This window comes from uncultured Thomasclavelia sp. (genome assembly GCF_944324745.1).
Classification (GTDB): Bacteria; Bacillota_I; Bacilli_A; order Erysipelotrichales; family Coprobacillaceae; genus Thomasclavelia.
In genome coordinates this window covers 52071-76345 of record NZ_CALUXO010000074.1, presented here as the reverse complement: position 1 = coordinate 76345, position 24275 = coordinate 52071, and the positions used below count along the sequence as shown (strand labels likewise).

At 31.4% G+C, this 24275-nt stretch carries 20 protein-coding genes and 1 riboswitch; of the genes, 18 read left to right on the top strand and 2 right to left on the bottom strand.

The genetic code is table 11. The annotated features are described in order from the left end of the window. Positions 1 to 425: 425 nt before the first annotated feature. The 6 genes from Q0K54_RS10020 (at position 426) to Q0K54_RS09995 (ending at position 6436) form a co-directional block, all read left to right on the top strand. A complete protein-coding gene (locus Q0K54_RS10020) occupies positions 426 to 1820 on the top strand; it encodes a 6-phospho-beta-glucosidase (protein WP_294580833.1) in 1395 nt (464 codons plus the stop codon). A 304-nt stretch (positions 1821 to 2124) separates the two neighbouring features. Continuing rightward, positions 2125 to 2481: a MerR family transcriptional regulator gene (locus Q0K54_RS10015; protein WP_294580831.1), complete on the top strand. Its 357-nt coding sequence runs from the start codon at positions 2125 to 2127 to the stop codon at positions 2479 to 2481. A gap of 94 nt (positions 2482 to 2575) precedes the next feature. Then, the gene (locus tag Q0K54_RS10010) at positions 2576 to 2812 is read left to right on the top strand and encodes a hypothetical protein (protein WP_294580829.1); all 237 of its coding nucleotides are present in this window, start codon (positions 2576 to 2578) and stop codon (positions 2810 to 2812) included. Positions 2813 to 3821: 1009 nt separating this feature from the next. After that, on the top strand, positions 3822 to 5111 hold the full coding sequence (gene eno / locus Q0K54_RS10005; RefSeq protein ID WP_294580826.1) for a phosphopyruvate hydratase: 1290 nt from the start codon (positions 3822 to 3824) through the stop codon (positions 5109 to 5111). 99 nt (positions 5112 to 5210) lie between these two features. Beyond that, positions 5211 to 5564 carry a class Ib ribonucleoside-diphosphate reductase assembly flavoprotein NrdI gene (gene nrdI / locus Q0K54_RS10000; protein ID WP_294580823.1) on the top strand — a complete coding sequence of 118 codons (354 nt, stop codon included), beginning with the start codon at positions 5211 to 5213 and terminating at the stop codon, positions 5562 to 5564. 491 nt (positions 5565 to 6055) lie between these two features. Further along, positions 6056 to 6436 carry a metal-dependent transcriptional regulator gene (locus Q0K54_RS09995; RefSeq protein ID WP_294580820.1) on the top strand — a complete coding sequence of 127 codons (381 nt, stop codon included), beginning with the start codon at positions 6056 to 6058 and terminating at the stop codon, positions 6434 to 6436. Between the two features lie 522 nt (positions 6437 to 6958). On the opposite strand, the gene Q0K54_RS09990 is transcribed toward Q0K54_RS09995, so the two are convergent. Beyond that, the gene (locus Q0K54_RS09990; RefSeq protein WP_294580819.1) at positions 6959 to 7414 is read right to left on the bottom strand and encodes a GNAT family N-acetyltransferase; all 456 of its coding nucleotides are present in this window, start codon (positions 7412 to 7414) and stop codon (positions 6959 to 6961) included. Positions 7415 to 7594: 180 nt separating this feature from the next. Between Q0K54_RS09990 and Q0K54_RS09985 the strand changes: the two genes are divergently transcribed. From Q0K54_RS09985 to purB, 10 genes are all read left to right on the top strand, one after another. Then, positions 7595 to 8644, top strand: coding sequence for a CapA family protein (locus tag Q0K54_RS09985; RefSeq protein WP_294580816.1), 1050 nt, complete (start codon positions 7595 to 7597; stop codon positions 8642 to 8644). 56 nt (positions 8645 to 8700) lie between these two features. Next, positions 8701 to 8780: riboswitch (ZMP/ZTP riboswitch) on the top strand. Between the two features lie 147 nt (positions 8781 to 8927). Next, on the top strand, positions 8928 to 10598 hold the full coding sequence (locus Q0K54_RS09980) for a formate--tetrahydrofolate ligase (protein ID WP_294580815.1): 1671 nt from the start codon (positions 8928 to 8930) through the stop codon (positions 10596 to 10598). 46 nt (positions 10599 to 10644) lie between these two features. Then, positions 10645 to 11133 (top strand): 5-(carboxyamino)imidazole ribonucleotide mutase, encoded by a 489-nt coding sequence (purE, locus tag Q0K54_RS09975; RefSeq protein ID WP_294580811.1) that lies wholly within the window; start codon positions 10645 to 10647, stop codon positions 11131 to 11133. A 13-nt stretch (positions 11134 to 11146) separates the two neighbouring features. After that, entirely contained in the window at positions 11147 to 11848 is a 702-nt protein-coding gene (gene purC / locus Q0K54_RS09970) for a phosphoribosylaminoimidazolesuccinocarboxamide synthase (protein WP_294580808.1), read from the top strand. Positions 11849 to 11864: 16 nt separating this feature from the next. Beyond that, positions 11865 to 12890: a phosphoribosylformylglycinamidine cyclo-ligase gene (purM, locus tag Q0K54_RS09965; protein WP_294580805.1), complete on the top strand. Its 1026-nt coding sequence runs from the start codon at positions 11865 to 11867 to the stop codon at positions 12888 to 12890. Next, positions 12884 to 13477: a phosphoribosylglycinamide formyltransferase gene (gene purN / locus Q0K54_RS09960; protein ID WP_294580802.1), complete on the top strand. Its 594-nt coding sequence runs from the start codon at positions 12884 to 12886 to the stop codon at positions 13475 to 13477. The genes purM and purN overlap by 7 nt, the downstream gene beginning before the upstream one ends. 1 nt (position 13478) lies before the next feature. Further along, positions 13479 to 15002, top strand: a complete 1524-nt coding sequence (purH, locus tag Q0K54_RS09955) for a bifunctional phosphoribosylaminoimidazolecarboxamide formyltransferase/IMP cyclohydrolase (RefSeq protein WP_294580801.1) — start codon at positions 13479 to 13481, stop codon at positions 15000 to 15002. 17 nt (positions 15003 to 15019) lie between these two features. Then, complete coding sequence (purD, locus tag Q0K54_RS09950) at positions 15020 to 16270, top strand: phosphoribosylamine--glycine ligase (RefSeq protein WP_294580799.1); 1251 nt, start codon at positions 15020 to 15022, stop codon at positions 16268 to 16270. Positions 16271 to 16280: 10 nt separating this feature from the next. After that, positions 16281 to 20042, top strand: coding sequence for a phosphoribosylformylglycinamidine synthase (locus Q0K54_RS09945; protein WP_294580794.1), 3762 nt, complete (start codon positions 16281 to 16283; stop codon positions 20040 to 20042). Position 20043: 1 nt separating this feature from the next. Next, a complete protein-coding gene (purB, locus tag Q0K54_RS09940; RefSeq protein WP_294580791.1) occupies positions 20044 to 21429 on the top strand; it encodes an adenylosuccinate lyase in 1386 nt (461 codons plus the stop codon). Between the two features lie 47 nt (positions 21430 to 21476). Here the strand turns inward: purB and Q0K54_RS09935 are convergent, their stop codons facing one another. Then, the gene (locus Q0K54_RS09935; protein ID WP_294580788.1) at positions 21477 to 22469 is read right to left on the bottom strand and encodes a C45 family autoproteolytic acyltransferase/hydolase; all 993 of its coding nucleotides are present in this window, start codon (positions 22467 to 22469) and stop codon (positions 21477 to 21479) included. A gap of 352 nt (positions 22470 to 22821) precedes the next feature. Between Q0K54_RS09935 and Q0K54_RS09930 the strand changes: the two genes are divergently transcribed. Beyond that, positions 22822 to 23436 (top strand): hypothetical protein, encoded by a 615-nt coding sequence (locus tag Q0K54_RS09930; RefSeq protein ID WP_294580785.1) that lies wholly within the window; start codon positions 22822 to 22824, stop codon positions 23434 to 23436. A 556-nt stretch (positions 23437 to 23992) separates the two neighbouring features. Next, positions 23993 to 24223, top strand: a complete 231-nt coding sequence (locus Q0K54_RS09925; protein WP_294580783.1) for a hypothetical protein — start codon at positions 23993 to 23995, stop codon at positions 24221 to 24223. Positions 24224 to 24275: the final 52 nt, after the last annotated feature.

The window sequence follows — 24275 nt, the reverse complement described above, 5'->3', positions numbered from 1 at the left end:
TCTAAGGATATTCCAATTCAAGGTGCTTGACAACAAATACTCAACAAGCGAAATATGTGAATTCATCAGGTCGTTCAGGATTGTGGAAATCAACAATAACCGCTATATAAACATAACAAGATCCACTCCATTCATAAGAGATCTTGCAGGCATATTAAATCAACCAATAACCAATTATTATCTGACATCCAAGCAAATAAAAATGATGCTAACTCGATAGCAATATCAAATTAGCACCATTTTTTTCTTTTTAACTGCCAAAGACAGGATATATAATTAATGATTCATATAAAGTAACAAATAAGTAATAATTTCTTTAAAGTCTTTATGATAGAATAAAATTTTTTTCAGAAAATGAAAGATGTTAATCTGCAAGAATAAATTCGTTAAAATATAATTATCTTATACGAAAGGAAGTAAATTAGATGGAGAAAAAACCTGTAAAAATTGTTACAATTGGTGGTGGTAGTAGTTATACACCAGAATTAATGGAAGGATTTATTAAAAGATATGATGAACTACCAATCAAAGAAATTTGGTTAGTTGATATTGAAGATGGAAAAGAAAAATTAGAAATCGTTGGAAAAATGGCGCAAAGAATGTGGGATGCTTCACCATATGATGTAAAAGTTCACTTGACATTAGATCGTCGTGAAGCTTTACCTGGTGCTGATTTTGTAACTACTCAATTTAGAGTGGGACTTTTAAATGCCAGAATTAAAGATGAAAGAATTCCATTTTCTTATGGAATGTTAGGACAAGAAACTAATGGTGCTGGGGGAATGTTTAAAGCCTTTAGAACTATCCCAGTCATTTTAAGCATTGTTGAAGATATGAAAGAATTATGTCCTGATGCCTGGTTAATTAACTTTACTAATCCTAGTGGTATGGTTACTGAATCAGTTATGCGTTATGGGAAATGGGATAAAGTCATTGGATTATGTAATGTTCCAGTAGGGGCAATGATGGCAGAACCAGAAACTATCGGAACTACTTTAGATCAATTAGTTTATAAATTTGCTGGATTGAATCATTTCCATTGGCATCGTGTTTTTGATTTAAACGGTAAAGATGTAACTGGAAAAATTATCGATGCTATGTATGAAGGAAAAGATGCAGGAATTCCTGCTAATATTCATGACATTCCATTCTTTAAAGAACAATTAAAACAAATGAATTTAATACCATGTGGATATCATCGTTATTATTATCGCCAAGAAGAAATGTTGGCTCATGGATTAGAAGAATATAATACAATTGGAACTAGAGCACAACAAGTTAAACAAACTGAAGCTGAACTATTTGAATTATACAAAGATCCAAATTTAAATGTTAAACCAGAACAATTAGCAAAACGTGGAGGAGCTCATTATAGTGATGCTGCTTGTGAAACAATCGCTTCAATTTATGCTAATAAAAATACTCATATCGTGGTTACAACTAAAAACAATGGTGCAGTACCTGATTTACCAGTAGATTGTGCAGTTGAAGTTTCTGCTCATATTGGAGCTGCTGGAGCATTACCAATTGCGTTTGGACCATTAGAACCAGCACAACGAGGATGGTTACAATGTATGAAGAATATGGAATTGTGTGTAGAAGAAGCAGCAGTAACAGGTGATTATGGACTAGCATTACAGGCATTTATTTTAAATCCACAAGTTCCTTCAGGAGCTACTGCTAAACGAGTATTAGATGAATTATTAATTGCTCATAAAAAATACTTACCTCAATTTGCAGATAAGATTGCAGAGCTGGAAGCTGAAGGGGTAACTATTAAAGATGATGTTGCCAGAGAATTAACAGAACAAGGTTTATAATAGATTGTATTAGAGGAAAACTAGTTTTTCCTCTTTTTTATTGGTAAATATATGCTTTTTAACTATATTAAGTTATTAAATATAGGTATTTGTAATTTGTGTTTTAATTGATAAAATAAAAATAGAAGAGATGATCATACTATATGATAAGTAATTTTTAAACTTAGCTTGTTAATATTTAAAATTAATATTAATTTTAAATAATTAATGATTTTATACGTTTTTTGCATAATGATTATTACTTTTAGGTATTTAAAAAAATATTTACAGTTTTGTATAATTTAATAACAAAAGGGGGATTATAATGGAATACACTATTGGTGAAGTGGCTAAAAAATTAAAAATGCCCTTATCGACAATTCGCTATTATGAAAAGATGGGAATTTTTCCCTCAGTAAATCGTCAATCTGGTATCAGAGTTTTTAACGATGAAGATTTAAAAACACTGGAAATAGTTGTAGATTTAAAAAAGATGCGGATGCCTTTAAAGGATATCAAAAATTATTGTCAATTAACTCGATCAGGCAATGATACGCTGGAAAAACGAAATGAACTATTTAACAAGCAGCATGAACTTTTAATCAATGAAATTAAAGATTTACATCAGGCACTACAATTTATGGAAGAAACAGTACCTTCTTTTATCAACGATTCAAAATAATTTTTGATATGCTTTTTAATTATATTATTGTATAAAATGTAAGTATTTGCTTATTAATTGCTGTCCTTTTAAAATAATACTGGAGGTAAGTTTAATGGAACAGTATATTAATTTATCTAGAGAGACTCTAATACAAAATTTAAAAGATGCCGGCTGTAATCAACAGGAAATTGCCAGTTTTTTAGACAAGAAAGATAAAGCTAGTCAAATTCGTTTTTTAAAATGTTATCGTTGTCAATTACTGGAACAGGTTCATGAGGTTAATAAGAAAATTGATTGTCTGGATTATTTATTATATCTTTTAAAAAGAGGTAAAGCTGATCTAGAATAGTTGGTAGTTAACTAATGATAAATATTACAAGCTTAATTTATTAAAAAATGATATCTGAAGATGCTTTATTTCATTATCGTTTTTGATATATAAAATGTCGAGGTTGCAATGATTATAATTGAATAGTAGATTATGGAACGTTGATATTAACGTTCTTTTTTGTATGTGAAACTGAAAAAACAAAGGACAATTGATGATCTAAAGTGGGTAAAAATATAAATTATCTTTCATTGCTGATGATATTTTATTGATAAAAAAATATATATCAAGAGTGCATCAAAATAATAAAAGTGGTTCGTGTAAGATATATCTAATCTAGAAAGGATTGTATGAATTAGCTTTATCGTAGGAAATGTAATCATTAAAAATATATATAAAAAAGCCATGTCACCATGGCTTTTTTGATGGATACCTACAACATGAAATATCCAAATTAGAAAAGTGATTATAAGTAATGTAATATTTTAATGAAAGGTAGTTGCCACTTTCAAAAATATTGCATTTAAAAAGAATTCTCCGATAAAAACTTATCAGTTAGGCTAGAGAAATCTTAGTCATATGCTTCGTGCAAATAAATCATTTTTCTAACATTTTTATAAATAGTAGTCAGCTATTTAAGGTGAATATAAACCACCTGAATAAAGTATAAAATAAAGATGGTTTAAAGTCAATTGAAACAACGAAGAATATCTTTTAAAAATAAGTAAATTTTATTTTTTTACAAATGACTCCATAGATGTCTAAATTATTTTTTGTATAATAAAATAGAATGTTTTTTAATTATTTTAAGCAATTTTTTACTATATATCTGTTAGAAAATTTGAATGTAGAAATTGATAAAATAAATTACTTAAATTTAGTCTAATAGTCGTTGTGGCTACTTGATTATTAGGTTATTTTGTGGTATTATATTAAATGGTTAGGTAGCACTAACTTCGTGCGAATAAATGGTTCTTTCTAACCTGGCTTAGTCACCCGGGTTAGAGTGAATCATAGAGGAGGAGAAATAATGAGTAAAATTAAAAGCGTATACGCACGTGAAGTACTTGACTCACGTGGTAATCCTACTGTAGAGGTAGAAGTAACTACAGATTGTGGTGCTTTTGGTAGTGCCATTGTACCTAGTGGAGCTTCAACTGGGGTTCATGAAGCTGTTGAATTACGTGATGGTGACAAAAACCGTTACTTAGGTAAAGGAACTCAAAAAGCAGTTGATAACGTAAATAATGTTATTGCTGATGCTGTTATTGGAATGGAAGTAACTAATCAAAGAGAAATCGATTATAAAATGATCGCTTTAGATGGTACTCCAAATAAAGGTAAATTAGGAGCTAACGCTATCTTAGGTGTTTCTTTAGCTGTTGCTAAAGCAGCTGCTGCTAGCGTAGGTTTACCATTATATCGTTACATCGGTGGAGCTAACAGTTATACTTTACCAACACCAATGATGAACATTATCAACGGTGGGGCACATGCTGACAACAACGTAGATTTCCAAGAATTTATGATTATGCCAGTTAACGCACCAAGCTTCAAAGAAGCAATCAGAATGGGTGCTGAAGTATTCCATGCATTAAAATCAGTATTAAATTCTAAAGGATTAAATACTGCAGTTGGTGATGAAGGTGGATTTGCTCCAAACTTAGCATCAAATGAAGATGCAATCAAAACTATTATTGAAGCAATCGAAAAAGCTGGATACAAACCAGGTGAAGATGTTAAATTAGCAATGGACGTTGCAAGTAGTGAATTCTACCAAGATGGTAAATATGTTTTACCAGGTGAAAATAATAAATCTTTCACTTCTAAAGAATTAGTAGATTTCTATGCTGAATTATGCGAAAAATATCCTATTATTTCTATCGAAGATGGTTTAGACCAAGACGATTGGGAAGGTTGGGATTACTTAACTGAAAAATTAGGTAAAAAAGTACAATTAGTTGGAGACGACTTCTTTGTAACTAACACTGAACGTTTAAAAATGGGTATCGAACGTGGTGTAGCTAACTCAATCTTAATCAAAGTAAATCAAATTGGTACTTTAACTGAAACATTAGAAGCTATCGAAATGGCTCAAAAAGCTAACTACACAGCTGTTGTATCTCACCGTTCAGGAGAAACTGAAGATACTACAATCGCTGATATTGCTGTAGCTACTAATGCTGGTCAAATTAAGACTGGTTCTGCTTCAAGAACTGATCGTATTGCTAAATACAACCAATTAATCAGAATTGAAGATCGTTTAGGAAGCCAAAGTAAATATTCAGGATTAACTGGATTCTATCAATTAGAAAAATAATTGAAAAAAGTTTACTAAAGTAGTTGCATTCTTGGTTAGTCTATGCTAACATATAGATAGTTAGTTAAAGCTAACTAAGAAAAGGAGAGACGTAAACGTATGAAAGTAGTATATGCATCAAGAACTGGTAATGTTCAAAGTATTGTTGATCGCTTAGGCGTTGATGCTTTAGAAATTGTTTCTGGTAGCGAAACTGTAAGTGGAGATTATATCTTATTTACATACACTGATGGTTATGGAGATGTTCCACCAGAAGTTGAAGAATTTCTAAATGGTAATGGTGATAAAATCAAAGGTGTCATCGTAAGTGGTGATCAAGGGTATGGCGAAGCTTATTGCCAGGCTGGAGATGTTATTGCTGAGCAATACAACGTTCCGTGTCTTTATAAAGTTGAGAATGATGGAACAGATGATGATATTGATGAAATTAAAAAAATAATTGAAAATCAATAATAATTAAGTTTATGCTTATATTAGTTATCTAATACCTACAACGATTAAATTTCCTAATAAATTTAGAAAACATAATTATAAGTATAATTTGGTAAGAGTATCCATGCATGCTATTCACCTTTTTCTCGAAGAAGTATGGATACTTCTTACTAATATTTATCCCGTCGAATAATAAATAATATTAACTTGAATAGCCAAATTCCTTAAATATAATGATTTCTTTAATATTTGATTTCATTCTCAAGTGTCATTTTGCAAGCCAAAATGGATGAAAGTTTTTGAAGATGCAAGTTTAAATTATCCTTCAAGTCATAAGTATGCATTTTCAAATATCGAGCTATAAAATCCACATCCTAAATAAGTGATAAATAATTTAGCCATTATAATTATCATTCTAAAAATAGTTCGTGTACTTTCAAAACCGGAATTATTCCGGTTTTCTTTTTGTTATATTATTGGTATACTTATTTATATGAATTGGAGGCGTAAATATGCATGAATCAGGAGAAATGTATCTTGAGACTATTTTGTTATTGAAAAAACGTAATAATAGTGTTCGTTCGATTGATGTAGCTAAAGAATTGGGCTTTAGTAAACCAAGCGTTAGTCGTGGAGTCGGAATTTTAAAAAATGATGGTTATATTACGGTTGATGATAAAGGATTAATTGAATTTACTGAATTAGGGTTAGATAAAGCTAATTCTGTTTATGAAAAACATCTTTATTTGACCGATTTTTTAATGGCTACTGCTAAAGTTTCTAAAGAAGTAGCTGAAGAAGATGCCTGTCGAATCGAACATATTATTAGTGAAGAAGTATTTGCAGGAATTAAAGATTATGTTGCTAAGCATAATAAACAAGATAAAAATTAATTAATTTTTGTATAAAAAAGGATATTTTTATAAATTAATAAATAGCAGTTGGAATAGTTTGGTAAAAGTTGCCGAATTGTTTTAACTGCTTTATTATTTGGCAAGTGATATAAACATGGAAAAAAATTAGAAATTACTTTGGTTTTGATAAAAACAAATTGAAAAGATTTATTATGGTGGTTTTAGTGTAACAACGAAACAAAGAATTCAAGCTCTTTAAAAGATGATGGACAAGGCTAAGCATAAAGTATTTCCACAATGTTTTTTGTTTTTAGATGATGAAATTGCTAGGTATCTTTATTAGATCTTAAAACGACTATTAATTTTTGAATCGTTACTCATAATGGAGGTAAGCTTGCATATGACTTGATTGAAGTAATATATAAATTTATGGCAGGGTATTTAGCAGCAAATAATTATTTAAAATTAGATTTAGACGATATTAACAACTAATTGTTATTAATATTTGTTTGTTAAAGTGGAGATAAAATAACTTCTCCCCTGATATAAGGGAGAAGTTATTTAGTTTAGATTAGAATTATGATTACTTTTTTTAAAATATAGCAGATCAGTTGCCTGCATACCATTTTCAAAGATTTCCTTAGGATAGTAATCGATAAAGAAATTTTCAACTCGATGACTGTAACTATAACCTAAACGAGTATAGAATGTAATATTTTCTAAACTGGAATTCGCAGTTCCAATTAGAATATTGGGATAAGAAGAGTATTTCTCTTCAACAAATTTTATTAATGCTTTGGCATAACCACGATTACGGAATTCTTGTAAAGTTAAAACGTTTTTAATTTCTACTTCACCATCAAGAATTTCTAGGGCTAAAAAACTTACTGGTTCATTATTAACATAATAGCCATATAAAACACCATGTTTTAAATAATCACGGACTAAATTAATATTTGGATCACTTTCAGTTAATAATTGATCATAATCCATTTTATTTTCTACTTCTTTTATCATACCTGCCTCCTGGATAAAATTATAACAAAGGAAATAATAGTTTTAAAGATATAATCTTAAATAATATTATTTGGAAATGATAGTGAATTATAGTTTCTTTAAATGACAAATATGTTATACTTGAATTAACTGGAAAATTTAGTGATTTTATTGATTGATAACAGGGAAAGGGGAAAGAAAATGAAAAAAATACAATTGTGTTTATTGATGTTATTTTTGATAGTCGGATGTTCTACAGTGACTAAGGAAAGTTTAGAAGATGATAATGATCGATCTGATAATAAAGTCGAAACTGAGGAAAAAAGTGAGCCCGTAAATGTCAGTGTTAAAATGAGTTTTGCAGGTGATTGTACTTTAGGCAATTATGCTGGTCAGGAATATTCGGGTTCTTTTAATGCTGAGTATGCTAATCAAGGGAATGATTCAAGTTACTTTTTGAAAAATGTAAAGAGCGTCTTTGAACAAGATGATCTAACGATCGTTAATCTCGAAGGACCATTGACCTCAGCTACTTCTCATATGGAAAAAACATTTGCTTTTAGTGGACCGTATGAATATGCTAATATTTTGACAAATGGAAGTGTTGAGCTGGTTTCTCTAGCTAATAACCATTCTGAAGACTATTTTGCCCAAGGACTAAGTGATACTAAGAATATTTTAGATGAAAATGGCATTGGATACTTTGGTTATGAGACATCATGTGTCAAAGAGATAAATGGCGTTAAAATTGGCTTTTTAGGTTATCGTTCAATGTCCGTATCGATGAATAATGATCAAGGTAGAGCTCAGATAAAAGCAGCAATCGAACAATTGAAAAACGAAAGTGGCGCTAATGCTGTAGTGGTTTTCTACCATTGGGGAATTGAACGAGAGTATTATGCCAATAGTGATCAAAGAGAACTGGCAAAATTTTCAATTGATTGTGGAGCTGATTTAGTTGTTGGTTCCCATCCTCATGTTGTTCAGGGAATCGAAGAATATAATGGTAAACAAATTGTTTATTCATTAGGTAATTTTTGTTTTGGTGGTAATCGAAATCCTAGTGATACTGATTCAATGATTTATTCGGTAACGTTTAATTTTACTGATGGTAAATTAACTAGTGAAAATCATGAAATTATTCCTTGTTCAATCACTTCTAGTTCCAGTCGTAATAATTATCAGCCGATAATTTTAGAAGGCGATGAGAAACAGCGGGTATTAGATAAGATAGCTAAGTATAGTTATTAGATTTGCAAATTATTATTAATGGGCTTGAAACTTTATTCAATTAATGATATCATGCAGATAAGTTATACGACTGACGGAAGTGGAATTAACCACAGGGAGTATAATCGTAGAAGAGTCGACCGTCTGGGCCATTAAGTCTAGATTGGTGCGACTTTTTTTGCTTTTAGGAATGAGTCTTTAAAATACTGGTTAAATAGTGGTATTGGTTGAGAAAAGAGCCGAAATATGGTATAAAGAAGATGTAAATATTCCTTTAAAAAATTTGATTTGAAAGGGTGGCGTTATGTTAACTGATGTTGAAATTGCACAAAGTGCAAAAATGAAACCAATTAAAGATATTGCAAGTAAAATTGGTTTAGAAGAAGATGATTTAGAATTATATGGTAAATATAAAGCTAAAGTTTCTTTGGAAACAATCAATCGGGTTGAAAATAATCCTGATGGTAAATTAGTTTTAGTTACTGCTATTAATCCTACTCCAGCAGGAGAGGGAAAAACAACAACGATGATTGGTTTGTCACAGGCTTTAAATAAGCTAGGGAAAAAATCAATCGTTGCGATGCGAGAACCATCATTAGGACCATGTTTTGGAATTAAAGGTGGTGCTGCTGGTGGTGGTTATGCCCAAGTAGTACCAATGGAAGACATTAATTTACATTTTACTGGTGATATTCATGCCATTACAACTGCTAACAACTTGATTGCAGCAATGCTTGATAACTCAATTCACCATGGAAATCCTTTAAATATTGATGTTCGTAATATCGTTTGGAAACGTTGTGTGGATTTAAATGACCGAGCATTAAGACATACTGTCTGTGGTTTGGGTGGTAAAGTGAACGGGGTACCTCGTGAAGATGGTTTTGATATTTCAGTTGCCAGTGAAGTTATGGCAATTTTATGTCTGGCTACTAGTCTTGAAGATCTTAAAGAACGGGCTGGAAAAATGATCGTTGCCTATGATTATGATGGTAATCCAGTAACTGTTGATGATTTACAGGCAACTGGTGCAGTTACACTTTTACTAAAAGATGCAATCAAGCCTAATTTAGTTCAAACATTAGATCATACGCCAGTCTTTGTTCATGGTGGACCTTTTGCCAATATCGCACATGGATGTAATTCAGTCATGGCAACTAAACTGGCAATCAAATTAGGTGATTATGCAATTACTGAAGCTGGATTTGGTGCTGATTTAGGGGCTGAAAAATTCTTAGATATTAAATGCCGTCAAGCTAATTTAAATCCTCAAGCTGTGGTAATCGTAGCTACAGTTCGAGCTTTAAAAATGCATGGAGGAATGGATAAAAAAGATCTAGCTAATGAAAATCTTGAAGCTTTAAAAGCTGGGATTCAAAATCTAGAAAAGCATATTGAAAATATTGCAAAATATCATTTGCCTTCAGTTGTAGCAATCAATGCTTTTCCAACGGACAGCGAAGCTGAATTACAGTTGTTAAAGGAAACATGCAACAAGATGGGGGTTGATGTTGCGATTTCTAAAGTTTGGGAAAAAGGTGCTGATGGTGGTATTGAATTAGCTGAAAAATTAATTGAAATTTTAGAAACTAAAGAAGCTGATTATCGACCATTATATAGTTTAGATTTATCAATTAAAGAAAAAATTGAAACAATCGCCAAAGAAATCTATGGAGCTAGTGGGGTAGCTTTCGATAAAAAAGTCATTAATAAAATGAAAAAATATGAGGCTCAAGGATTGGATAAATTACCTATTTGTGTAGCTAAGACTCAATATTCTTTATCTGATCAGCCTAATTTACTTGGAAGACCAACAGGATTTACTGTTAAGATCAATGATTTAATTCCTGCTGCTGGTGCTGGATTCTTAATTGCAATTTCTGGTAGCATTATGAGAATGCCAGGGTTACCTAAAAAACCTGCAGCAGTAAATATGGATATAGATAAAGATGGAAAGATTGTGGGACTATTCTAAAAGTGACGCAGGTCACTTTTAGTGGTTTAATAGAAAGGAAGAGACGATGAAAGTTGCAATTATTATGGGTTCAACAAGTGATTTAAGTAAGGTTGAACCAGCTATTACGATTTTAAAAGATTATGGAGTTGAAGTAAACGTACGTTGTTTATCAGCTCACCGAGCACATTTAGGACTTAGCTCATTTATTAAGGAAACAGAAAGTGATGGTACTGAAGTAATTATTACTGCAGCCGGGATGGCAGCTGCTTTACCAGGAGTTGTCGCTTCACAAACTGTTTTACCAGTAATTGGAGTTCCAATCAGTGGTGCTACTCTTGATGGAATGGATGCCTTATTATCAATTGTCCAAATGCCTTCAGGAATTCCAGTAGCAACAGTGGCAATCAACGGAAGTAAAAATGCTGCGTATTTAGCGTTACAAATTATGGCAATTAAACATGATGAAATTAAAGAAAAATTACTGGCCTATCGTCAAGATATGGAAAAACAGGCAATGAAAGCTAATGAAGAAGTAATGGAAAAATATAAATAAGAGGAGATTAAAGATGGCAGAATTATTATATGAAGGAAAAGCAAAACAAGTTTATAAAACTGATAAAGAAGATGAATATTTAATTCACTATAAAGATGATGCAACAGCTGGTAATGGAGTTAAACATGATCAGTTTGAAGGAAAAGGAGTTTTAAATAACACTATTTCTTGTATTATCTTTGATATGCTTGAAGAAGCAGGAATTAAAACACATATGATAAAAAAATTAAATGATCGTGATGTTTTAGTTAAAAAAGTGGAAATCTTCCCACTTGAAGTAATTGTACGTAATATTACCACAGGATCTTTCTGTCGTCGTTTAGGGGCACCAGAAGGAATCGTTTTAGATGAACCAATTTTTGAATTAAGTTATAAAAACGATGATTATGGTGATCCATTAATCAATGAAGATCATGCAGTTGCTTTAAAATTATGTACTCGTGATGAATATAATTTCATTAAACAAGAAACTTTAAAAATCAATGAATTATTGAAAGAATTTTTCTTAAGTTTAAATTTAAAATTAGTAGATTTTAAAATCGAATTTGGAAAAACTCCAGATGGACAAATCCTATTAGCTGATGAAATTTCACCTGATTCATGTCGTTTATGGGATGTAGATACTAACCAAAAATATGACAAAGATGTTTTTAGACAAGATATTGGTGATTTAATTGAAACTTATAAAGCCGTATTAGCGAGAATGCAAAAATAAAAAAGGGGAAGATAAGATGGATTATAAAAAAGCCGGAGTAGATATTGAAGCTGGTTACAAATCAGTTGAATTAATGAAAAAACATGTTAAAGAAACAATGCGTCCTGAAGTATTAGGTGGTTTAGGCGGATTTGCCGGAGCTTTTGATTTAAGTAAGATCAAAGAAATGGATGAACCAGTGTTATTATCTGGTACTGATGGATGTGGAACTAAAGTTAAGCTAGCTTTTATCATGGATAAACATGATACGATTGGTATTGATGCCGTAGCTATGTGTGTTAATGATATTGCTTGTTCTGGTGGTGAACCATTATTCTTCTTAGATTATATTGCTTGTGGTAAAAACTATCCTGAAAAGATAGCTACAATTGTCAGCGGAGTCGCTGAAGGATGTAAACAATCTGGTTGTGCTTTAGTTGGTGGTGAAACTGCAGAACATCCAGGATTGATGCCGGAAAATGATTATGATTTAGCTGGATTTGCTGTTGGTGTCGTTGATAAAAAAGATATTATCAATGGTGAAAATATTAAACCTGGTGATGTCTTAATTGGAATTGCGTCTAGTGGCGTTCATAGTAATGGTTTTTCACTAGTACGTCAAGTTTTTGAAATGACTGAAGAATCATTAAATACTTATTATGAGGAATTAAATAGTACATTAGGTGAAACATTATTAACTCCGACAAGAATTTATGTTAAAGCTTTAAAAAATATTAAAGATGCTGGAGTAACTATTAAAGGATGTAGCCATATTACTGGTGGTGGTTTTGATGAAAATATTCCTAGAATGTTACCAGATGGTGTTCGAGCAGTTATTAAAAAAGATAGTTATCAAGTACCACCAATCTTTAAATTGATTGCTCAAAAAGGAAATGTTAGTGAAGAGGTAATGTATAATACTTTTAATATGGGTATTGGTATGGTAATTGCAGTTGATCCTGATGATGTCGTTAAAGCTACTGCTGCAATTGAAGCTGCTGGAGATAAATGTTACTTAGTTGGAAATATTGAAGCTGGTGAAAAAGGAGTAAGTTTATGCTAAAAATTGCCGTCTTTGTTTCTGGTGGGGGAACTGATTTACAGTCAGTTATTGATGCCTGTCAAGCTGGGAAGATTAATGGTGAAATTGTTTTAGTTGTCTCTAACCGCAAAAATGCTTATGGATTAACGCGGGCCAAAAATGCCGGAATTGAAACAGCAGTAGTAAAAAAAGATGATGAATTATTAGTCAAGATGCTAAAAGAACGCAATGTAGATTTGATTGTTTTAGCAGGCTATCTGGCTATTTTGACAGATGTGTTGATTGATGCTTATCCAAATAAAATTATTAATATTCATCCATCATTGATACCATCATTTTGTGGGCCAGGTTTTTATGGAATGCATGTTCATGAACGGGTATTAGCTAGAGGTGTAAAGGTTACAGGAGCTACTGTTCATTTTGTTAATGGTGAAGTAGATGGCGGACCAATTATTTTACAAGAGGCATGTAATATTGATGATCTAGATAAGGCTGAAGATATTCAAGCACGAGTACTAGAAATTGAGCATCGAATTTTGCCAAAAGCTGTAGCTTTATATTGTGATGGAAAAATAGTTGTTGAAAATGAAAGGGCTAAGGTGATTTAAAATGAAAAGAGCATTAGTAAGTGTTACTAATAAAGAAGGAATTGTGGAATTTTGTCAAGGTTTAGTGGAACTAGGTTTTGAAATTGTTTCTACTGGTGGCACAATGGCTAAATTACAAGAAGCCAAAGTTCCTTGTATTGCAATTGATGATGTAACTGGGTTTCCAGAAATTTTGGATGGACGGGTAAAAACACTACATCCTAAAGTTCATGGTGGTTTGTTATTTAGACGTGATGTTAAAGAACATGTTGAAACAGTAGAAAAAATGGGAATTCAGCCAATTGATCTAGTTTGTGTCAATCTATATGAATTTGAAAAGGCTTTAAAAGCTGGAAAACCAATGGCTGAAATGATTGAAAACATCGATATTGGTGGTCCTTCAATGATTCGTTCAGCAGCTAAAAACTTTAAAGATGTTTTAATTGTTACTGATCCTGGTGATTATAGTAAAGTACTGGAAGCTATTAAAAATAATACTGATGATTTTGATTTTAGATTAAATCTGGCATATAAAGCTTTTTCAACAACTGGTGCTTATGATGCGATGATTTCTCGATATTTTGCTGGTGTGGTTGGTGATGATTTCCCTGATACTTTAAATATTAGTTTAAAGAAAACAGAACATTTAAGATATGGAGAAAATTCACAACAGCGGGCTAATGCTTATGTTGATCCATTTGTACAACATAGTTTATTAGATTATGAACAATTACATGGAAAAGAAATTTCTTTCAATAATGTAAATGATTTATATGGAGCTGTTGCCGTTGTTCGTGAATTTAAAGATCAAATCGTTACTGCTGCAATTAAACATTCAACTCCTTGTGGTGTAGCTATTGGTAAAGATGGTTATGATTCATATATGAAAGCTTATGAAGCTGATCCTCAAAGTATTTTTGGTGGTATCGTAGCAGTTAATTATAAAATTGATAAAAGAACAGCTGAAGAAATGCATAAGATCTTCTTAGAAATCGTCGCTGCTCCTGATTTTGATGATGATGCTTTAGAAGTATTAAAGAAAAAGAAAAACTTAAGAATTTTAAAATTAAAGAATCCTGATGTTCGAGAAGCAAAATATGACATTAAATATCTTGAAGGTAAAGTACTAGTTCAAGATATTAATACTGAAATGATCAAAGAAATGAATTGTGTAACTGAAGCTAAACCAACCCCTGAACAAATCAGTGATATGGAATTTGGTATGCGAGTTGTTAAATTTGTTAAGTCAAATGCTATCTGTATCGTTAAAAATGGAGTCACTTTAGCTGTCGGTGGTGGTCAAACATCACGTGTCTGGGCATTAGAAAATGCTATTCATAATAATCCAGATAAAGATTTCAATGGCGCTGTTTTAGCTAGTGATGCTTTCTTCCCATTCAGTGATTGTGTTGAAGTTGCTTATAAAGCAGGTATTAAAGCGATTGTACAGCCAGGTGGTTCAATCCGTGATCAAGATTCAATTGATTATTGTAATGAAAAAGGGATTCCAATGGTATTTACTGGGTATCGTCATTTTAGACATTAAAAGAAAGGCAATAAGATATGAAAGTACTTGTAATTGGTAGTGGTGGTCGTGAACATGCGATTGCTTATAAATTAAATCAAAGTGAAAAGGTTGATAAAATCTATGCAATTCCTGGAAATCCAGGAATTGCTGAAATTGGAGAATGTATTGAAGGCAGTGTTGAAGATAATCAGACGATCGTTGATTTTGCTAAAAAGAATCAAATCGATTTGACTGTAATTGGACCTGAAGTTCCTTTATGTAATGGATTAGCTGATGATTTAGAAGCGGCTGGATTATTAGTTTTTGGTCCTAAAAAATATGCTGCAACATTAGAGGGAAGTAAAGCATTTTCTAAGGACTTTATGATTCGTCATCATATTCCAACTGCCAGATATCAAGAAGTTGATAATTATGATCAGGCAGTTAAAGCAATCGATGATTTTGACTACCCATTAGTTATTAAAGCTGATGGATTAGCCGCTGGAAAAGGGGTTGTTATTGTTGAAAATAAAGATGAGGCAATTAAAACCTTAAAAGAAATGATGATCGATGGCAGTTTAGATGGTGCCGGAAGTAAAGTTGTTTTAGAGGAATTCTTAACCGGATTTGAGTGCTCTTTACTTTGCTTTACTGATGGTGAAACAATTGTCCCAATGGTTAGTGCCAAAGATCATAAACAAGTAAATGATGGTAATACTGGACCTAACACTGGGGGAATGGGAACTGTATCACCTAATCCATTTTTACCTGAAGGAATGGATGAAATTTTCAAGACCGAAATATTAGATCCATTTATGGCTGGTTTGAAAGCTGATAAGATGGATTATCGTGGTGTTGTTTTTATTGGATTGATGATTGAAAATAATCAGCCAAAAGTATTAGAATTTAATGTTCGCTTTGGTGACCCTGAAACTCAATCAATCATGTTACGTTTAGACAGTGATTTATATGATATTATGGTAGCTTGTGCTACTAAAACTTTAAAAGATGTTCCAGTTAAATGGAATGATTTGCATGTTGCCTGTCTGGTATTAGCTAGTCAAGGGTACCCAGGAAGTTATCCAAAAGGATTAGAAATCAAAAATATTGAAGATCATGATGATTGTGTAGTATTCCATGCCGGAACAGCAATCAAAGATGGTAAACTAGTTACTAATGGAGGACGGGTTTTAAATATTTGTGCTACTGGTAATTCACTTGAAGAAGTTAGAGAAAAAGTTTATGCCGTAGCAGATAAAATTGATTTTGAAGGTAAATTTTATCGTCATGATATAGGATTAAGATAGGGGGATGAATATGAGCAGTGTAAAGCGAATTTATGTTGAAAAACGGCCAGCTTATGCTACTGAGGCTAATGAAACTAAAAACAACTTGATTGAACAATTAGGATTAAAAATAAATTCTTTGAGAATTATTAATCGTTATGATGTTCAGGGAATTAGTGATGACATTTTAGCTCAGGGTATTAATACTATTTTAGCTGAGCCAATGGTAGATGAAGTATATCAAGAAGAATTCCCTGTAAATGATAATGAAGAAATTTTTGCTATTGAGTTTTTACCTGGTCAATATGATCAAAGAGCCGATTCATGTCAACAATGTTTTGCTATTTTAACTGGAAATACTGAGGCAAAAGTAAAATGTGCTCGAGTTTATGCTATTACTTTTGATGGTGATAAAAAGACAGTTTTAGATCAAATTGAACACTTTTTAATCAACCCTGTTGACCAAAGATTAGCTAGTTTAGAAAAACCAGATGATTTAAATGAGGTTGCTCCTGAAATCAAACCGGTACCGGTAATTGAAGGTTTTAACCAACTAGATAAAGCTGGGTTAGAAAAATTCTTGCAAGATAATGGTATGGCAATGAGTTATGATGATTTAAAAGTAACTCAAGATTATTTCAAAGATGAAGAAAAACGTGATCCAACGGAAACTGAATTAAAAGTATTAGATACATATTGGTCTGATCATTGTCGTCATACTACATTTGCAACAGTAATTACTGATTTAGAAATTGAAAATGGTGCTTTTAAAGAAATTCTTGAAAAAGATGTTGCAGATTATAAAACTAGTCGCCATCTAGTTTATGGTGTCGATACTAAACGTCCTTTGACATTGATGGATTTAGCGACAATTTCCATGAAAGAATTACGCAAAGCTGGATATTTGGATGATATGGAAGTTTCTGAAGAAATTAATGCTTGTTCAATTGAGATAACTGTCCATACTAATGAGGGTGATGAACAATGGCTATTAATGTTTAAAAATGAAACTCATAACCACCCAACGGAAATCGAACCATTTGGTGGGGCGGCAACATGTTTAGGTGGTGCCATTCGTGATCCATTATCTGGAAGGGCTTATGTATATCAGTCAATGCGAATTACGGGAGCTAGTGATCCTCGTAAAACATTGGCAGAGACAATTGAAGGTAAATTACCACAAAGAAAATTATGTAAAGAATCTGCCCATGGTTTTTCATCATATGGTAACCAGATTGGTTTAACTACAGGTTATGTTCATGAAATTTATGATGATGGTTATACGGCAAAAAGAATGGAATTAGGAGCTGTTGTAGCTGCTGCTCCAAAAGAACAAGTTAAACGGTTAGAACCATTAAAAGGTCATATCGTTTTATTAATCGGTGGTCGTACTGGTCGTGATGGTATTGGAGGAGCTACTGGTTCTTCTAAATCTCATGATGTTAAATCAATCGAAACAGCTGGTGCTGAAGTACAAAAAGGTAATCCAGTTGAAGAAAGAAAAATTCAACGATTATTTAGAAATAAAGAAGTAAGTGAAAAAATTGTTCGTTGTAATGATTTTGGAGCTGGTGGTGTCTGTGTTGCCGTTGGTGAATTAGCACCAGGCTTAGAGATTAATCTAGATGCTGTATTGAAAAAGTATGAAGGATTAACTGGTACAGAATTAGCTATTTCAGAATCGCAAGAAAGAATGGCAATTGTTATTGATCCAAAAGATGCTGATTTTATTAAAGAACAATGTGCTAAAGAAAACTTAGAAGTAGTTCAAGTTGCCACAGTTACTGATCAAAATCGTTTGGTTATGAAACATATGGGACAAGATATTGTCAATATTTCTAGAGAGTTCTTAGATGCAGCTGGTGCTGATCGTTATCAAAATGTTAAAATCACTTTACCTGATTTTACTAAGACTCCATTTGATGAAGAGCCACAATTAAATTTTGTTAAAACTGTTAAAGATACTTTATCAAAATTATCAGTTGCTTCTCAAAAAGGATTAATTGAAATGTTTGACTCTTCAATTGGTAATGGTACCGTTTTATCACCATTTGGAGGAATTAAATATCATAGTGAAATTGAAGGAATGGCAGCTTTAATTCCAGTATTGGATAAAGAAACAACGACATGTTCAGTTATGGCTTATGGATATAATCCAGTTATTTCTAAGTGGTCACCATATCATGGGGCTATGTATGCCGTTGTTGAATCAATTGCTAAAATCGTTGCTATGGGTGGCGATTATCATAAAATTAGATTTTCATTCCAGGAATACTTTGAAAAACTATTAGATAATCCTGTAAGCTGGGGTAAACCAATGGCGGCTTTATTAGGCGCATATCGAGTACAAAGTGCATTAAAACTACCTTCTATTGGTGGTAAAGATAGTATGTCTGGTTCTTTTGAGGATTTACATGTGCCACCAACGCTAGTTTCATTTGCAATTACTAGTGCTGAAGTTGATGATATTATGACACCTGAGGCTAAAGAACCAGGTCATGTTTTAGCTGAGGTAATGATTAAAAAGGATAAATTTAAAGTTTTAGATTTAGAACACCTTCAAAAACAATATGATGCGATCATGTCTTTAATGTCTCAAAAACGTATTTATAGCGCTTATACTGTTAAAGATGGTGGTGTTATTGAAGCAGTAAGTAAAATGGCTTTTGGAAATGGTATAGGTGCTGCCTTTAATGGTGAATACAGTTTAGGAAGCTATGTTACTCGCAGTTATGGAAATATCATTATCGAGGTTAAATCAGAAGAAGATTTAAGTGTTTTTGATAAGTATCGTATTGTTGCTATTACTAACGACAGTGGTACTTTATCTTATGGTGGTGATGTGATTTCATTAGATGAAGCTTATGCTGTTAATAAAGCACCACTTGAAAAAGTATATCCAACTAGAGAAAAAGCTCCAACAAGCGAAATAAAAGTTGCGGCATGTAAAACTAGATCAACTTTACAGCCAAAAGTAATTGTTGAAACACCATTAGTAGTTATTCCGGTTTTCCCTGGAACTAACTGTGAATATGATTCTGCTAGAGCGTTTAAAAAAGCTGGTGCCGCAGTTGAAATGGTGTTAATTAGAAATAAGACACAAAAAATGCTGGAAGATTCAATTAATGAGTTAGAAGCAGCAATTAAACGAGCTAATATCGTTATGTTACCAGGAGGTTTTTCAGCTGGGGATGAACCAGAAGGTTCTGGTAAATTCATTGCAACAGTTTTACGTAATCCACGTTTGAAAGCAGCAATTACTGATTTACTAGAAAATCGTGATGGTTTGATGATTGGTATTTGTAATGGATTCCAGGCTTTAGTTAAATTAGGATTATTACCATATGGTAAGATCAAAGATATGTCTAAAGATGATCCAACTTTAACATTTAATACTATTGGACGTCACGTTTCTCAAATGGTGGATACTCGTATTGGTAGTGTTAAATCACCATGGTTAAAATATGTTAATGTTGATGAAGTATATACAATTCCAGTAAGTCATGGTGAAGGACGTTTTGTGGCGCCAAAAGAAACAATGGAAAAATTGTTCGAAAATGGACAAGTATTCTCACAATATGTTGATCCAAATCGTAAAGTTACAATGCAAACACCATATAACCCTAATGGTTCAATGTATGCAATCGAAGGTATTATTTCTTTAGATGGTCGTGTTATCGGAAAGATGGGACACAGTGAACGTCAAGGTGAAAACCGCTTTAAAAATGTTTATGGTGAAATGGATCAAAAATTGTTTGAAGCTGGTGTAGATTATTTTAGAGGTGGAAAATAGAATGGAAAAACAAGAGTTTGAATGTTTAACCCTTTGTCCATTAGATGGTCGTTATTCGGGGGTAAAAGATGCTTTAGGTGAATATTTTTCAGAATATGCTTTAGTAAAGTATCGAGTTTTTGTCGAAATACAGTGGTTGAAGTTTTTATTAGAAAATGTTGAAAGCAGTGTTTTAAGTCAATTCGATCATCAAAATATGACTAAATTGACAGATATCGCTAGTAAATTCAACTATGATTCATTTGCTAGAATCAAAGAAATTGAAGCTACAACTCGTCATGATGTTAAAGCTGTCGAATATTTTATCGACGAACAAGTAAAAGCTTTAGGATTTGATTATTTACAAAGCTTTGTCCATATTGGATGTACATCTGAAGATATTAATAATACTTCATACGCTTGCATGATAAAACATGGATTAAAAGATGTTTGGTTACCAAAAGCTAAAGAGTTAACTAAAACTATTGATCAATGGGCTAATGATCATAGTGATGATGCCATGCTAGCACATACTCATGGTCAACCAGCTACACCAACAACAATTGGTAAAGAGTTTAAAGTTTATGCTTATCGTTTCTTATCAAGTATTGAAAATATTGAAGCGGTAAAAATTAAAGCTAAATTTAATGGGGCAACTGGAAATTACAGTGCGATTTTAACCGCATTTCCAGATTTAAACTGGCCAGAATTAGCTAAGAAGTTTGTTGAAGAATATTTAGGATTAGAATTTAATCCACTGACAACTCAAATTGAAAGTCATGATTATACTTGTCATATTCTTGATGGAATTCGTCATTTTAATAATGTTTTAGCGGATTTTGATGTTGATATGTGGTTATATATTTCCATGGAATACTTTAAACAAATTCCAGTAAAAGGTGAAGTTGGAAGTTCTACTATGCCACATAAAGTAAATCCAATTAGATTTGAAAATAGTGAAGCTAACATTGATATGTCTAATAATATTTGTGTAGCTCTTTCTAATAAATTACCAAAATCAAGAATGCAGCGTGATTTATCAGATTCATCAAGCCAAAGAAATCTTGGACTAGCATTTGGTTATTCATTACAGGCAATTAATGAAACGATGAATGGATTAGCAAAATGTGTTGTTAATAAAGAAAAACTAGCTAGCGATTTAAATGAGAAATGGGAAGTTTTAGCAGAACCAATTCAAACAATGCTAAGAAAATATGGAGTGCCTGATGCTTATGATACTTTAAAAGCATTAACTCGTGGTAAGAGTATTTCTAAGGAAGATATTATTAAATTTGCTGAAAGCTTAGAAATTTTATCTGATCAAGATCGTAATACTTTAGTTACGATGACACCAGCTTCTTATATCGGACTAGCAAATCAGTTAGCTAAATTAGATTTAGAAAAATAATATAAAATGGTCGTTGACAATAAATATCTGTCAGCGACCATTTAATTTTAAAATTTAAAGCGGTTATCATTTAAATACTTTTTTCGTCCCGGATTACCTTCAACTCGCTCGATTTGTTTATTTTTTAAATCATATATTACTGACCAAATAGTATCGACACCACTTTTACGACTATATTGACACATAAAGCCATGTTTTCCAGATAGAATATCTTTTATCAGTTCTTTTGATAATTGATGATTTGCTAGAGCTTGATTGGCATTTAAATATCGTTTATCAGATGCTAAATTATCAATATTGTTATTATTATAAAGCTGCATACTGGGTAAATTAAAGTGATTAGTGGCTACTAAATAATGATTAGATGAATCAATTACTAAAACATTTTGGCAATTACATTCAACAACTACAATTCTTCCTTTGCTGTCGGCTAATGTAATTATTTGATTTGAAGCAATGGGTACTTCTTTTAAAAAATTAATCGCTTGGGTTACTGTTTGACATTTTTCTAAAATATAACGTATTAACATCCCAGCATTTAATCCCGGAGCGATAGTTTCTGGATAAATAAAAGTTAAACCACAAGCTAGACCATATTCATTAACACCATCTTCCATTTGAATAAATGCCGTAGTATTACCAGTAAATGCATATGTATTATCTAGTTTATAAATGCAATTCATGGTTAGTTTTTTTAATGAACTAACAAAATCGCTATTACGACCAAGAATAATATTATCATGATTAGAAATGGCAATACAGGTACATTTATTTTCAAATTCAAAACAATACATACTTAATAAAAATGTTAGTATGTCTTCAAAATCTATTTGCTGGCCATTTGCCAGTCCTTTGATTTCTTCAATGATTTCCGGATAAAAGTGCTGATAAATTGGCAAACATTTGAGTGCAAATTCCTTTTTTGATTGGTTGATTGAAAAAGTTGGCTGATTTGAGATTTTAAAATTATTTTTCAATAATTTGATTCCATAAAGATACCCTGATTGAAAATGGGTACCTTTAAAGTGTCCATGATACATAAAATTTTCCTCCTCATTTTTTGAGCAAGATCTTCCTCGATTTCATGATAATTGAATAAAAAATTATTGTCAATCAAATAAAATTTAAGCTTTTTTAGTTAAGCTTACATTATTGAGTGTTGAGCTTAAATTGATATTTCTTGGAAAGGATTGTTAGATAATAAAAATATTTTTAAAAATCTAATAATATGATAAAACATTTAAAGTAAAAAAATGTGATAGTCTGTTATGAAAAGATCACATTTTATAATGATAATGTTTTAATCAGCTGTTTGATTTAAAATTAAGCAAAAATAATTTCTTTAGTAACTATTATCATGAAATAATGATACAATAAAAAAGAGGTGTCATTATGAGAAAAATAAAAATTATATGGTATAGCTGTTTAATAATTTATGTTGCAACTTTGATATATGCTTTTTTTGTTAATTGGCAAGGAAAATATTTTGGTATGACTTTTGTTGCTTGCTTGACGCCGTTTATTTTACCGGCACTTATGAAAATATTACATATCAAAGTTCCTTTAGAATTCCATATCATCAATCTGGTTTTTGTTTATTTTGCTAGTTTATTAGGAAGTTGTCTAGGTGGTTATTCAATACCGTATTATGATAAGTTTACCCATTGTGCCAGTGGTGTTGTCATTTGTGAATTGATATATTTCATATATAAATATTATTTAAGAGATAATCACCGAAAAGGTTTGATGATTTTGTTTTTAAATGCAGTTAATTCGATGGTAGCGTTATTATGGGAATTTTATGAATATGCCTTACTGGTCTTTTTCAACTATGATGCTATCAATCATTGGACCAGTGGTGTCCATGATACAATAACAGATATGCTAGTAGCTGTAATTGGTGGACTAGTCCTATCTTTTTATTTAATTTGTTTCGATCAAAGTCCTAAAGAACATTTCTTCGTATCTTTAGAAAGAAAGATGTACCAGCTTAATAAAAGAAAATGATTGAAGATTTAAAAAATAAGTTTAGCTAAAGAACTACGACATCGTAGTTCTTTAGTTTTATAAATAAAGTGCATTTACTATCTAATTATTGTTGAATAAAAATATCTAAGAAAATAAAAACAGGCAACTAATATATTGAATATAAAGTTTTTTTACAATTTTTCACAATATAGATTGTTTTTATCTTGAATGATATAATTATTATAAAAATAAATTATTAAATAAAATTCATCTAAAGAATGTAAATAAACAGATTCAAGTTATTATTAAAAATTACATTTAGGAAAAGAAAATAATCACCAATGGATTTCATTTTGTTGTAAAAACTTAAAAAGGGGGAGATTGATCTCTATCTAAAAGAAGATTCTAGGAAAAAGTCGGTACAGATGAATTTATTAGCCTCTATTGAATATGGCTCGAAAAATCCAGATTACTTGCTATTATTCTTTTATATAACTTTGATTTTATCAAAAAATATTTAATTAGAATATCAAATTGATAAAAAAGATTGTAATAGATAAATTTCCTATACCAATAAGTAGGTAGTTTAAATATTATGCCAGATATAGTAATCACTGCAAATACCAATTTTTTATCTTTTGTAGAAGTAGTGCTAAAGTATAATAGATATCTAGATAAAAATAGTGAATATATTTTTGAAAAAGATGATTTTTTGAGTAAAATAATAGTTTATTTAGAAGATGGTGAAATAGTTGTAGAGTTCTTACCAATTTTTAATATGAATAAAGGTACAAAGGATTTTTTACAGTCTGGCCTAAAAAAATAAGATATTTAGAAGTGGTATTTGAAATTAATAGAGATAAATTTATATTAAATTA